The organism is Desulfobotulus alkaliphilus (assembly GCF_007830435.1).
Taxonomy (GTDB): Bacteria; Desulfobacterota; Desulfobacteria; order Desulfobacterales; family ASO4-4; genus Desulfobotulus; species Desulfobotulus alkaliphilus.
The window spans coordinates 13,623-27,072 of the sequence record NZ_VLLC01000028.1 but is presented as its reverse complement, the minus strand read 5'-3'; the positions used below and the strand labels follow the sequence as shown (position 1 = coordinate 27,072).

Here is a 13,450-nt window from a genome sequence, read left to right as displayed (position 1 = left end):
GGCCTTGGTACGCTGCCTTTGTGGCGGCTCAGACAGTTTGCCGCTTCTTATTAGCACTCCGGCACTCAAGCCTGAAAAAGCTTATTGCTATTTATAGTAGGCATTGAGTTTATGGCTTGAGTGCCGGAATCCGAAACGATTGCAATGTCACTTGCAAATAGCCACGGAGCCTTGCAGCAGTACGAAGCTGCTGCAACTACAGCATTGGCAGTTCAGAATAAACCGTGCTGAATAATTACAAAAATATATGGAAAACCATGACCCTTTCTTCACCCCCACCCTCTCAGACATTCTGCGAGGCCCTTCCCCAATGGAAGGATGAAAACACCCTTGTGTCTCCCCTGTACAATGACAGCTACTTTTCCAAAGCCGGAGCCATGGCAGAAAGCCGTCATATTTTTCTTAAACAGAACCGCCTGCCCCACCGCTGGCTCGAAAAAACGCCCTTTCATATCTGTGAAACGGGCTTTGGCACGGGCCTCAATTTTCTGGTTACACTAGACCTCTGGCGGCGTTTCAGGCCTGCGCAGTCAACCCTTATCTATACTTCCGTGGAAAAACATCCCATTCCCGCAGATCACCTGCGCCAGATCCACAGGGCATGGCCCTGCCTCATGGATCTTTCCGAAAGGCTCCTTGAACACTATCCTCCTCCTGTATCGGGAATGCACCGCCTTTTTTTCAAGGAATGGCAGATGGAAGTGAATCTTCTTTTTGATGATGCAGAAAAGCTCTCTGAAATCCTTGAAGAGAAAGTGGATGCCTGGTTCCTTGACGGTTTTTCTCCCCATGCAAATCCTGAGATGTGGACAGATACGCTCTTTGAGACCATGGGAAAAAAAACTGCGGATAAAGGCAGTTTTGCCACCTTTACCGCAGCGGGTTTTGTGAGAAGAGCCCTGATTTCTCAGGGCTTTTGCGTGGAAAAGTTACCGGGATTCAGTTTTAAAAGGGATATGATCCGGGGCTTTCTGGATGCTTCCTAAAAACTGCCGAAAAGCGTTCCCAGAGTGATGAGTACGATGAGTGAAATAAAAGGAATGAGCATGGCGGTGATGGCCAGATCAAAATAGGCCTGCTTATGGGTAAGCCCCGTAATGGCAAGCAGTGTGATCACGGCACCGTTATGGGGCAGGGTATCCAGCCCGCCAGTAGCCACGGCAGTAACACGGTGAAGCAGTTCAGGATTAATGCCATAGGTCTGTGCCATCTGCAGGTAGGTGTCTCCAAGGGTGGCAAGGGCGATACTCATCCCGCCGGATGCGGAACCCGTCATACCCGCAAGGATGTTCACACCAATGGCAAGGGATATCAGAGGATTTTCCCCGCCAATGCCCACTACACCATCCCGGATCAGAAGAAAAGCACCCAGAGAGGCAATGACCGAACCGAAACCCACAAGGCTTGCCGTATTGAAAATGGGTAAAAGGGATGCATTGGCTCCGTTATCCAGCGTCTGTTTCAGGGAGGGCAAGCGCTTCCAGTTAAGGGCAATCAGAAGCACAAGGGAGATCACCAGTGCCGCAATAACAGACCAGATACCCCTGACCTTTTCTATGCTGGTATCCCCGTAAAGGGGCTGGGCAAGATAGGCCGTATCCATGCGGGGAATCAGAATAAAGGTGAAAAGCAGGTTGACGGCAATGACCAGAACCAGCGGCAGGGCAGCAATGGCAAAGGAAGGTTTGTCCTTTGATTTCTCCTCTGCGGGCAGTTCCATGAGGTCAAAGCCCTCACATGCGGACCTTTCCCTGAGATCCTTATCCGGAACAAAATCTTTATCCTCATGATCCCCATAGCCCTCATGGGCCATTTTTCTGGCCCTGTGCTGCAGCCAGAGCATACCCAGCGTGAACATCACCAGTGCGGTAATCACACCCAGACCGGGAGCTGCAAAGGGAGATGTGCCGAAATAGGGCATGGGAATGGCGTTCTGTATGGCCGGTGTACCCGGCAGGGCCGTCATGGTAAAGGTGAAGGCACCCAAGGCAATACTGGCGGGTATGAGTTTTTTAGGGATATCCGCCTGCCTGAACAGGGCCGCTGCAATGGGATAAACGGCAAAGGCCACCACAAAAAGGGAGACGCCGCCATAGGTCATCACCGCACAGGACATGACCACGGCAAGGATGGCCCGGGCCGTTCCAAGCTTTGCGATGATACCGTTGGCAAGGGCTTCGGCGCTGCCGGAATCTTCCATGAGTTTCCCGAAAACCGCACCCAGAAGAAAAACAGGAAAATAAAGGGCGATGAAGTCCGCCGTTGATCCCATGAAAATCTGGGTATAGCTTGCCAGCACACGGCCTTCAAGGCTGGCCACCACGGCAAAGGTTGCCAGTGCAGGGGTCAGGATCAGAAGGCTGATCCCCCGGTAAGCAAGGTAGATCAAAAGAGCCAGAGCAATGAGAATAACGATAATTCCCAGCATGTTCTATCTTCCTTTCTTTTTTGAAACCGGATTTTCACCCACTTCCGGCGGCCTGAAGGAGTCAGTAAAAAGGGTTTTCAGATCAAAGGAGGATCGCACCCCCAGATCATCATAATGATTTTCAAGAAACTTACTGGCCCAGCTCCTTCCCCGCTCTTTCAGATAGAGCAGATAGGCCCATTCCGCATTCATTTTACTGGAAGCTTCCAGCCCCTTGAGATCTTCTTCGGCATGGATGATATGAACCAGAATATCCCTGTAAGTTTCGGCCTCAAGCTTTTCCGACGCAATGACCTGATGCAGAAGCTCAATGGCCCTCAGCTCTTTGATCAGGCTGGAATTGAAGGTAATTTCATTGATGCGGTTAATGATTTCCCGACTGGTTTTGGGAATATTCTCCCTGATCATGGGGTTGATCTGAACCACAATCAGATCCCTTGTGGCCTTGTCTTCCACCAGAGGGTGAAGGGCCGGATTTCCGATATAGCCCCCATCCCAGTAGGCTTCCCCGTTGATTTCAACGGCCTGAAACATGAGGGGCAGGCAGGCCGAAGCCATGACCGTATCCACGGTAAGTTCCGGCTGGGTAAAGACTTTACCCCGACCAGTCCGCACATTGGTGGCCGTAACAAAAACCTTGATATCCGTGCAGTGATTCACGCAGTGAAAATCCACCATGGAGCTGACCAGATCCCGCAGAGGATTGATGTTCATGGGATTCAGCTCATAGGGTGAAAACTGCCGGCTAAGCTGTTCAAAAAAAAGATAGCTGGGCGATCTGTCCAGGGAGTAACTGCCCGTGAGTCTGTCCCAGATACTGCGCTGAATGGGAGAGGTCATGGCCGCATCGCTTACGGCTTTCCAGAATTTTTCAAGGTTTTCACGGGCCCCCTCCCGGCCCCCGCAGTCAAGGCCTGCGGCGACCACCACGGCATTCATGGCTCCCGCGCTGGTGCCGCTGAGGGTGGCAATTTCTATTCTTTCATCCTCCAGAAGCCGGTCCAGCACCCCCCAGGTCAAAGCTCCGTGGGCCCCGCCTCCCTGAAGTGCCAGATCCACAACCTTCCTCTTTGTTCCTGATCCCATACTTTAAGCTCCTTTTTCACTGTTTCATACCTGACAAAGCCAGAACCTGCTTTTCTTACAAAGGTCCATATGCCCTCTCTATAACTTTTGGTGACATACCACTAACGGTGCTGTCAACCACCCGCTTGCCATTGGCAAAAAGATACCGGGCCTCACTGGCAAAATTGTCACCCAGGCAGATACCGCCAGCAAAATAAAATATAACCAGGATTCGGGTATTTCTCATAACCTCCTCCTAATCCAGAATCCGGCCCCTGGGTGGGGACGTCTCCCTGACCTGCTCCAGCAATGGGACCTCACCTCCCTGAAGTTCCGGCGGAGCTGCCACCGCTTCTCTTATCTTGCCCGTGAGGTCGGGATAGGGTTGAGCTATTATCGGACTTGCCGCTGGTCGTGGAAGATCTTTCTCATCCAGCCTGAGAAAATAGGCCAGTTTAGCGCGATCCTGATAAAGCGGTGCCCAGAGATCTGGGTTGCTCAGTATATCCGAGACAATCCAGCGCTGATCATCCACAATCCAGCCTCCCTGCTGGAGCAGATGCAGGTAAGCCGACTCCGGCCCTTCGGTCAGGACCTTCAGTTGCGTTTCGAGCATTAAAGCAAATTTACTGTTAATATCATGGAGCAGTGCCCGAGGAGAATCGCTTTCAATGAGCTGGTGCATGCGGGCAAGCGTGGCCGCAGCAATATGCGGCTGACCGCTACGCGCCGCCAGCGCCCCAAACTGCCGGTAAAGCAGGACAGCATGGGTATAGGAAGTCACCTGATCTTCCGGCTCATCCAGAGCAAGCAGTTGTTCAGCATGATAGAGCAGCAGTTTCCCGAGGTAGCGGGGGCTAAGTTCATCCGTCAGTTCACCATAGAGCAGGTCATTTTCGATAAAGGGGTTATGATAGGGATCTTCGGCAATAACAGCCTTGAGTTTTTCCAAACCCTGCTCAGCAAAACCGAGCCTGAGCAGTTCACGCCCCTCCCGGAGCCGGTCAGCTACGCGTTGTTCGCGAACTGTTTTCCAGGTGACAGGTACAAGATCAAGGGGCATGGACCCCCCTCCAATTGCCATCCATTTGTTATTGTGAGAAAAAGATACGACAACTGGCCCAGGCCATCGTCGGCCGGGATCGAAAACCGGCTTGCCATCAGGTGTTGTCGCAGGGGGGCTGAGGGTGGGAGAAATCACCATAATGGGCAGGCGTGACCCAATATCCCAGACGCTGATTCTTGATTTCTGCTGTCCATAATGGCCCACCATCAGTATGCGGCTATCGTTTGAAAACGAAAGGGTTCTGGGCTGCAAAGATGTCTCCGGCCGAAAAGTATCCCAGACCTGCCCGTTCTGGGGATCAAGGATTTCAATCTGGTTGAGATCTTCGCCTGTACTGCGGATAACCGCCAAATATTTTCCGTCTGGAGAAAGGGCTGCCTGTTTCACATTTTCTACTGTGAACGGTCCCTCCTGAAATGAAGGCAGTTGCCAGGTTTTCAGGGAAACACTGTGAGAATTTCTGTAGCGAGTTGAAACCAAGGCATACAGCAATGCATTATCCAAAGAAGGTGGTGTGACATTGAGGCTGGAAGTGCGGACTGTTTCGTTACGCCTCAAACGTGGCTTAACGGTCTTCACGGTATGCCGGAGAACCTGATCGTCCTGAATGTGCCATAAAGTAATCTGGTTGCCCTTTACACTCAACAACCATTCTCCGGTGGCGCCGTAAAATGCCAGATCCGTAGCCGATTCCGGAATCGTTGTAATTTTTGGCCCCAGAGGAGCCTGCCACAGCATAATTTCATCATCACCAGCCGACGCCAGCACGGCTCCGTCCAGCGAGACCGCCATAGCGGAGGTTGAGGTCGATGTTTTTATGGTGAGTCCCTCCAGCCGGCCAATCTCTTTTTTTCTGGCAGCATCCCAGACCCGGACGTAATTGAGCAGTCTTTCCCGGCTGAAGAACACATTACCCCCAGGCCAGAAGCTGATACGTGTAGCCCCCCAGGATTGATGCTGGCTATCTGAATCCCAATAAAGTATATTGCTGCTCTCATGCGAAAAAGCGGCAAGACGCTCATCAGGAGCAATTTCTGGAGCTACAGACCGTACACCTTTGGAACCCACCCCTGTCTCTGATTTTTGCACCCCAGTCTGCGCCTGCTCATATGACTGCGACTGTTGTGACATTGTGGGTGGCGTTTGAGCAGGCTGCTGCTTCACAGGGGAGCCGGTTTTAGAAGACTGACAGGCAGTAACTCCAATAAACAGGACAACAAAGATAATCCGTGTAAGTGATGTGATCATTTTTCCTCCTTACCCCGGCAGATAGTAGTCAGGAGCGTTTACATACTGGCCAGGTAAAATTAACGATGATGCAAGTAAGGGCTATCTTCTTACATAACCTGCCACTACCTCTCTTTCGCTGGGGTTGAAGTTGACCCGAAACATGGCGGGCAGGATATCTCTATCAAACCTCTCATGGCTGCCGTCCAGCTGGTGGTTCCGGGAGCTGCTCAGCCGGAGCAGTGTCGCTGTCCTTCGCATCGTGTCCAGCCGGTTACGATCCTGCGGGCTGAGATAATAGGTTTCCCCCTCTACAATAACCGGCACCAAATCCGGGTCATAGAAATAACCGGCGGCGGACACCGATACCGGCGCAGCTCTTAATACCTGCCGCTGGGTGAATCGCCCGCTGCCTGCTACCGGCTTGCCCTGCTCTACTCTACCATCCCATGAGCTTATACTGTCAGTGTATCTAGCTCGCGGGTCGTTATACTGTAAAGCACCAAGGATAGCTCGTTGGCTTTGGCTGCTAATCCTGGCGGACTGCCTATTAATCACACTGTTCAGAGCAGGCGGAAATCGATCAAGCCTGAAGCTTGTATTTCTCTCAAGCTCACCTACTGCCCGGCCTATATCCTCAGCCCAGCGAATATTCTGTGGCAAAAGCCCTGCATTACTGTTCATGATAATCTCAATATTGACATTGACCAAGGCGGCTGCCATCGAAGCTCTAATTCTGAGGAATTCATATTCGTCACGAGTTGATCCCCATGAATCAAAACGCATATACAATGGGCCATCACCTTTTTGGCTGCTCGCTTGCATCTGTGCCAAAAGTTCAGATTTAACAACAGGTACAAGCTGGGCTGCTCGGGGATGACGGGAGTAGGCTATCTGCAGGAATTCATCAATAAACTGTTCTGCACGCGCTCTGCCCCGTTCCGCCCATGACTCGCTAACACCAGGGGCCCCGGCACCTGCACCCTGGGCAACTACCGTCCTCGGGGGTGCAGGGGGAGTGCTTACCCTCGGGGCTGGGGTTTGTTGTCGAGATGGGGTGGGACTTGCGGCGCGAGGCGTTGCAACCGGCCTCGGGTTTATCAATATCCTTGCCCTGGTCTCGGCAGTCCTGCCGTCTGCGTCGCTTATCTTTATCTCAAGGAAGCCGACCCTCGCCTCTCTTGTCGCTACTCCCCCCAACGTCCCCGCCAGCTCGCCCGGCCGGTGTCCAAGGCTGAAGCCCTCGCCGGTGGCACGCATCTCTACCCGCAAGGGTTTTACAAAGCTTGATGGCACCTGCACCGTAAATTGCCGGTTCTCTCCGGAGTTCAGGCTCTCCGGCAGATTATGCCCCAGCCGGTATGGCTCTTTCTGGAAGCTCACCTCGGCGCTATGCCGTTTGCCATCGGGCGAGAGTATCTCCGCCCGGGCTACAATTTCCTGCCCGACAGGCAAAAGTTCTTTCGGTACCATCAATCCTACCCGATAAGGCGGCTTTTCGCCGGAGCGTGGTCTTTCCACCGAAACACTCTCGATGGTCTCACCGCTCTGCTTCAAGATAGCCGAAAGCTTCACGGTAGCCTGCTCCAGCTCCCGCCCCAGGCTGAAATAGGCGTATATCAAGGCATCATCATCTGGGGTGAGAAACGGATGATGCTTTTGTTTCTCCTGACTGGGGGTAACAAGCAAGTTGTCTATCTTGACCGACTGGGATACCTCAAAGGCAAAGGTGGCCCTGCTTTTCATCTCCGGGTGCGAGAGGTAGTTATGGAACAGCCCCAGCACATAGCTACCCTCCGGCAGATCCTCCAGAAGGAACCGGAACCGGGTTTCTCGGGTCTCGCCAGCTGCCAGCAGATATTCCTCTTTCCCCAACCCGTAAACCGGCTCGCCATTGGCATCATAAAGCTGCCAGACCAGCCCGGACATCTCCTGTATTCCTTCAGGAAAGCTTATCTCGGACTTAAAGGCGAGGATATCACCGTTCTGCACCGAACGGGTCAAAGGCGGCCCATCATAATCGTTTAGCCGGGCGTTTATTTCAAAGGCTGCGGGACGGGTTAAGGGCGGGCCAAGCCTTAGTTTAACATCCTGATAGGCAAGCCGTTTTTGGGTTTCAGAGTACAAGGCGACAGCCACCCGGTATTTCCGCGGATCCATGCCGGTGGAATCGAAACGCAGCAGGTGGGCATTGGGATCCGAGCCGGGAACAATTTTGTAATTCTCGCCACCGACCGACCACACCACCTGATGCTGGTCCGTCCAGTGGCCAATCCGTGCCACGGTAAAGGCCAGAATGTCGCCGGGCTCTGTTGGCAGCGACTGCCCCTCGCTGTCGGCTGCAAACAGCGGCAGACCACCTTGAGAAATAAAATGGTTCTTGCTGGCGGTGATGGCGCCGATGCCAATCCTGTCCGAAACCGTGAATGTCGCCTCCCGAAAATCGACCTGCAGGCCACTGTCTCGCTCGAAAATACGGATGGTGACGGTATACAGGCCGGGTGAAAAACCTTCGGCTATGGTGAAGCTCACGCCAGCGGCATCGGGAGCATCCGCACCCAGACCGCGGACAATGACAGCGGGTCGGCCGCCGGGGATGGCAAGCTCCCATCGCACAAAATAATCGCTGGTCCAGCGCGCGTCTTTCTGTACCACAAAGGCGATGGTCTCGCCCACTTCGACCTTACCGGCCAAAGGGCCGCCCTCCAAGCCACCGCGCCGACCGTACAAGCCACCGAGATCAAAGGCTTCGGACCGGTCATGGGCTGCCTTCCTCATCTCACGCTGCAGGCGCTGCTGTTCGGCGTGGGAGAAGTCAGCGATAAAGTTATTGCTTACATCCCTCCCCAGCCGGAAAGCCTCCACCACCATCTGCCCCCCGGCTACCAGTGGATCCAAGGTCATTGCGGAGATGGTTTCCGCAGTAATCGTGGAAGCAACGGCGAACATGACAAAGGCCGGATCCGTCTCCCAGCCGCTCTCCCCGCGCCTGACCATATCCTCAATATAGGCTTTGGCCCGCTCATCGACCCGCCAGCCACGTTCCATGGCATCAATGATCGGGAGGGGAATCAGCTCGGCAGTGGCGACCATGGCACTCTTTGCAGCAATGGCGAGATCGGAGTCCCCCTGCTCGAAGTTCCAGAAGAGGTGACTGCCCTGCCGGGCCTCGTTGAGCCGCTGCTCGATGGAGATAAGGTTGCCGGCCCAGCCCGCAACCCGGCCAGCGGTCTGCAGGCGTGTGGAAGGTGCGGGAGGCGGCGCGGATTTTTGGGCAAATTTGAGAGATTCGGTCTGGCCCCGCAGGTTTTCGGCAAACTCGGTCGGTGAGCGGAAGCCGTGTTCCTGGAGATTGCGCGTAACAGCATCCACATCGGTCCGGCTGGTACCCGTCACCCCCTTGACAATCTCCGAGGCCTGACGGAAATTCTTCGGCAGCTCCCCGACCCGGTAGCCCTGGTTCTGGTAGGAGGATCGCAGCGTTTCCAGCGTCTCCACACCCTTTTTCATCTGAGCAAGGCCCTCGGCAGTGTGCATCTGACGCAGATTATCAAGCCGCAGGCGTTCGGCGGGGAAGAGCGAAGGGTTTTTGAGCCGGGTCTCGATACCTTGCGCAATTTCCAACTCGGCCCAGCTTTTCTGGAAATACATCTGCGACATGCTTTCGGGATTGATCAGAAGCCCCTTGCCGGCCTTGGCCCGTACCACACTGGGGGTCGATTCGACCTTCAGCCGCCCCCGTCCGCCGTCCTGTACCCGGATGTCAGAATCCGCAGCCATTTTTCGCTTGAATCCGCCCCGGCCGTCGGGTTCATAGGTCAGGGTGCGGGTCTGGTCGGAGTAGTCATGGCTCGCTTCCACATGGAAGCGGTCTGTGGCCATCTGGCGGTAGCGGGCCGCATGCTGCCGCAGGGTCACAGGGTCGTTCAGATCGCCGGTATAGCGGGTACGCTGGGCGAATTCCCGATAATAAACATCCTCCCATTTCCGGGTGGGAACCTCTATCCAGCGGCTGGGCTCGACTTCCACCAGCACCCGGACATCGCGGTCAGTATTGACCGCCCCACCCTGAACGCCGGGGGTACGGAAATCATGGGTGATCACCCGCTTACCCTGATATTCGGGCAAAGCTTCCACATGCCGGATCACCTGCCGGTCCGCAGGCCTGTAAACCCTGTTCTCCAGGGTATCCGCAAAGGCCTTCTGATCGGCTGCTCTCCCGTGGTATTTGACATCACGGGTCTGGCGTGAATCGGCAAAGGTACGCAGCACTTCGTCAAGATCGCTGAAGTCTGCGGCTACGGCCAAGCATCCGGGAATGAGCACCAATGCGGCGAGCAGCCAGCAAAGCCGTCCGGCAGACAGGAATCGGGGTATCTTCATTTTCATTCCATCTCCTCCCGATCCCAGGCGGCGAGCAGGTCACCGGCATACCGGCGCAATTCCGGTCCGGCGGCGGTGGAGGAAGCCAGACCGGTCAGAATATTTCTGGCCCGCTCCACCTGGTCCCCATGCCTGAGCAGCACGGCCTGGCCGACGGCCACCGCAGGATGATCCGGGTGTTCAGCAGCAAGCCTGTCAAAATGGAGAATCCCGGCCTGAATCCGGCCGTCCAGAATGTAACAGAGCGCCAGAGGGGCAGTGTTCACCGGCGTAATCATCGCCGGACTCTTAACAAACAGACTGTCATACTGCTCAATGGCGGACCAGAAACGGCCCTGCTTCATCAATATTTGAGCCAGCATCAGCTGAGCCGGGCCATTGGCCGGGTTGATATCAACCGCCTCGATAAGCAGTTCAGTGGCCATCTCCAGGGTTTCCCGATCTCCTGAAAATTCCGCATAGATCATCGCCAGCAGCACCCGGGGCTGATCCCAGTCAGGCCGCAGCTCCGCCGCCGAAGCAGCATAATAGATCGCCTTTTGGAGATCAGAAATTTGGCCGGACTCCAGCCACCGACCATAACAGCTCGCCGCATGGCGGCCCCGAACCTCGGCCAGCTCGGCATAGAGGCACGGTGAGGGCTCTTTTTCGATCATGGCCAGCAGCATCGCCTCATCGGGAAAAAGACGTTCCCCGGCTGAGGCCAATGGGGTCCATGGAAACCAGGAAGAAACCAACAACATCATGACCAGCGCGAGTACCCAGGCCGCCTGCAGCACTTTCCAGTTCCCAAGAACCCGAAAAGACATAAATATCTCCCGTACCATGAGACGAACCCTTCCAGATATCATCGCACCCTCCTCCGAATCCCGGTTGCGGGGCAGCACCGCCACTACTGGCAGAAAAATGGACCTCTCTATTCCCGGCCTGCTTGTATACCTGCAGGGCTTCACAATGCGCTTATCTCTGGCGTAGCACTTAAAGCAGAAAGAATTATAGAATTATCTCTGCATTTTGCTGAAAATCAATTTTCTAAAAATATGAACAAGTTATTTTTTGACATCTTGAAGGTACAATAATATCATACTATGAAAAAAGGGGGAGGGAGGAGCATGACTTGCATTATGAATGCAAAAAGCTGGAAACAATACTTATATTTATAAATAAGAATACTATCATAATGGTAAAGGAAAATCCAGAAATAAACAAAGTATCACTGGAAAGATCAATCCCGGTGCAGGTACCCTGTTCACAAGCCTGAAGACCTTGAGCGGATGGCAGCCAGCAATACTCCCGCCACAGCCTCTTCTCCCACAACACTTTCTGTGAAGGACATTCACCATTCCGCAGTCCGGGAGTATGGAAATTTTATCTTCTTCATCTGATAACAGATAAAATTGGCTTTATGAAGCGCTTCAGAAAAACATTCCTTAACAGGTGTCAGGACGGTCATCCATGGCTGCCCTGACACGAGGGGGTTTTGGGCGGCTGCCTTTAAAATCTTCCAGTCCCGCACGGATACTCTTTCCGAATTTCAACAAAAAACTGCCAGTTCAAACCTTTTCCCATTCAAAACAGGTTATACTTCTGTTTTCACTGTCAAATTCAACCCCGACAAGATAAATTTCCTTACAATCTGAAATAAATTTTTCAAAATATTTTTTTTCTTTTATCTGGCCAAGTGCTGACTGCTTATTCTGTGAAAGCCTTATTACCTTAAACTCAAAAATATACACCCTGTCTTCAAACCTCACACTCATATCCAGTCTGCCCTGATTGCTTGTATCTTCAGCCCTTACATCAAGGCCGATGGAAGTAAAGTAGCAATAAAATATTGATGCATAGTAGCCCTCATATCCTGAAAGCTCATTTTTCCTGTACCAGTCATGGGGGATTGATGCAAAAAAAGCATAAAAAAGCTCTTTTAGTTCATCTATTTTATTTGCTTCAATCAGTCTGTAAAGCTTCATTCCCGAATCTATCTGGATTTTTGGACTGCTTATAAAATATCCAAGTATAAATTCTGTTAAACTCATTTTTACTTCATGATTTGGAAATGAAAGCTCATACATTTTTCTTGAACCAAGGTAATAAGAATCCTTTATTGTCAGGTATCCTGTCTGGAATAAAATTGTTTCAAGCTCAATAAAGTCGATGTCAAAACTTCCAAGGAGAGCTTCTGTTGCATAGAGTTTTTCAAGGTTGGGTATCAGATATTTCTTTTCTTTTAAAATTTCTATTAAAAAGGCAGGCGTTGCTGTTTCAAACCAGAAGTTGTTAAACTCTTTTGTATCCAGAAACAGAAGTATATCAAATGGATTATATACAGATGTTCCTGAAAAATTATAACCATTATACCACTTTTTTATACCTTCTCTGTTTAAGCCTTCAAGCCTTTCCTGAAATACTGTTTCAAGCTCCTGTTCCGTATATCCGCATATATCTGAATATCTTTTATCAAGGGTGATATCCTGCAGATTATTAAGCCCTGAAAAAAGACTTACCTTTGAAAATTTACTTACACCCGTTAAAAAAGCAAATTGCACAAAAGCATCACTGTCTTTTATTACGGAATAGATATTTTTCAGGCCTTCCCTTACGTCAAGGGCCTTGTCCTTATCTGTAATATTATCTAAAATCGGCTTATCGTATTCATCAACTATAATTACGACTCTTTTACTGAATTTTTCTTCAGTTCTTAAAATAAGTTCTCTGAACTTTCCTGAAAGAGAATTATTTTCCGGTTTAATTCCGTACACTTTAAAATATTCATTAATAATTTCTTCCACTTTTTCATCAAGTTCTTTTCTGCTTTTGATTACTCCACCGCCGAAACTTAAAAAAATTACCGGATACCTTTGCGACCAGTCCCAGTTTTTTTCAAGATAAAGACCTTTAAAAAGATCTTTGTTACCCAGAAATGCTTCCCTTAAGGTATCTGCAAAAAGACTTTTCCCAAACCTTCTTGGCCGTGAAAGAAAATAGTATTTTCCATTGTCTGCAAGCTGTTTAATGTATTTTGTTTTATCTGCATAACTATAATTATTTTCTGCAATTTCTTTTAAGTTGGATATCCCTATGGGCAGTTTTTTCATTTTTCCACCATTTTTTTAAGGCTGCTTCAGATTCAATGGGGCCGGAAATTGATTACCCCGGCTCTGACCGCATATTCCCCCTGAGATAACTATGACCCGATTATATTGGACTGTCACGGAGCTGTCAAACAGGCCCTTCGCCAACCTGGCCATGCATATATCAGATAAAACCAAGCACTTAAAGCC

7 protein-coding genes are annotated in these 13,450 nt (G+C 51.5%); 1 reads left to right on the top strand and 6 read right to left on the bottom strand.

Annotated elements, in window-relative coordinates; all coding sequences use genetic code 11:
- Positions 1–257: 257 nt before the first annotated feature.
- Complete coding sequence (gene mnmD / locus LZ24_RS13910; RefSeq protein WP_144686163.1) at positions 258–986, top strand: tRNA (5-methylaminomethyl-2-thiouridine)(34)-methyltransferase MnmD; 729 nt, start codon at positions 258–260, stop codon at positions 984–986.
- Here the strand turns inward: mnmD and LZ24_RS13905 are convergent.
- From LZ24_RS13905 to LZ24_RS13880, 6 genes are all read right to left on the bottom strand, one after another.
- Positions 983–2,428 carry a GntP family permease gene (locus LZ24_RS13905; protein WP_144686161.1) on the bottom strand — a complete coding sequence of 482 codons (1,446 nt, stop codon included), beginning with the start codon at positions 2,426–2,428 and terminating at the stop codon, positions 983–985. The two genes, mnmD and LZ24_RS13905, sit on opposite strands and share 4 nt — an antisense overlap.
- Before the next feature lie 3 nt (positions 2,429–2,431).
- Positions 2,432–3,514, bottom strand: coding sequence for a patatin-like phospholipase family protein (locus LZ24_RS13900; RefSeq protein WP_144686159.1), 1,083 nt, complete (start codon positions 3,512–3,514; stop codon positions 2,432–2,434).
- A 235-nt stretch (positions 3,515–3,749) separates the two neighbouring features.
- Positions 3,750–5,807: a WD40 repeat domain-containing protein gene (locus LZ24_RS13895; protein WP_144686157.1), complete on the bottom strand. Its 2,058-nt coding sequence runs from the start codon at positions 5,805–5,807 to the stop codon at positions 3,750–3,752.
- An 81-nt stretch (positions 5,808–5,888) separates the two neighbouring features.
- A complete protein-coding gene (locus tag LZ24_RS13890) occupies positions 5,889–10,175 on the bottom strand; it encodes a hypothetical protein (RefSeq protein ID WP_144686154.1) in 4,287 nt (1,428 codons plus the stop codon).
- Positions 10,172–10,978, bottom strand: coding sequence for a tetratricopeptide repeat protein (locus LZ24_RS13885; RefSeq protein WP_144686152.1), 807 nt, complete (start codon positions 10,976–10,978; stop codon positions 10,172–10,174). The genes LZ24_RS13890 and LZ24_RS13885 overlap by 4 nt, the downstream gene beginning before the upstream one ends.
- Before the next feature lie 744 nt (positions 10,979–11,722).
- Positions 11,723–13,264 carry an ATP-binding protein gene (locus LZ24_RS13880; protein ID WP_144686150.1) on the bottom strand — a complete coding sequence of 514 codons (1,542 nt, stop codon included), beginning with the start codon at positions 13,262–13,264 and terminating at the stop codon, positions 11,723–11,725.
- Between the last annotated feature and the right edge of the window lie 186 nt (positions 13,265–13,450).

Excerpts from the sequence above, each read along its gene's own strand:
- LZ24_RS13905 (WP_144686161.1), bottom strand. The coding sequence starts at position 2,428 with ATGCTGGGAATTATCGTTATTCTCATTGCTCTGGCTCTTTTGATCTAC.
- LZ24_RS13900 (WP_144686159.1), bottom strand. The coding sequence starts at position 3,514 with ATGGGATCAGGAACAAAGAGGAAGGTTGTGGATCTGGCACTTCAGGGA.
- LZ24_RS13885 (WP_144686152.1), bottom strand. The coding sequence starts at position 10,978 with ATGTCTTTTCGGGTTCTTGGGAACTGGAAAGTGCTGCAGGCGGCCTGG.
- LZ24_RS13890 (WP_144686154.1), bottom strand. The coding sequence starts at position 10,175 with ATGAAAATGAAGATACCCCGATTCCTGTCTGCCGGACGGCTTTGCTGG.
- mnmD (WP_144686163.1), top strand. The coding sequence starts at position 258 with ATGACCCTTTCTTCACCCCCACCCTCTCAGACATTCTGCGAGGCCCTT.
- LZ24_RS13895 (WP_144686157.1), bottom strand. The coding sequence starts at position 5,807 with ATGATCACATCACTTACACGGATTATCTTTGTTGTCCTGTTTATTGGA.
- LZ24_RS13880 (WP_144686150.1), bottom strand. The coding sequence starts at position 13,264 with ATGAAAAAACTGCCCATAGGGATATCCAACTTAAAAGAAATTGCAGAA.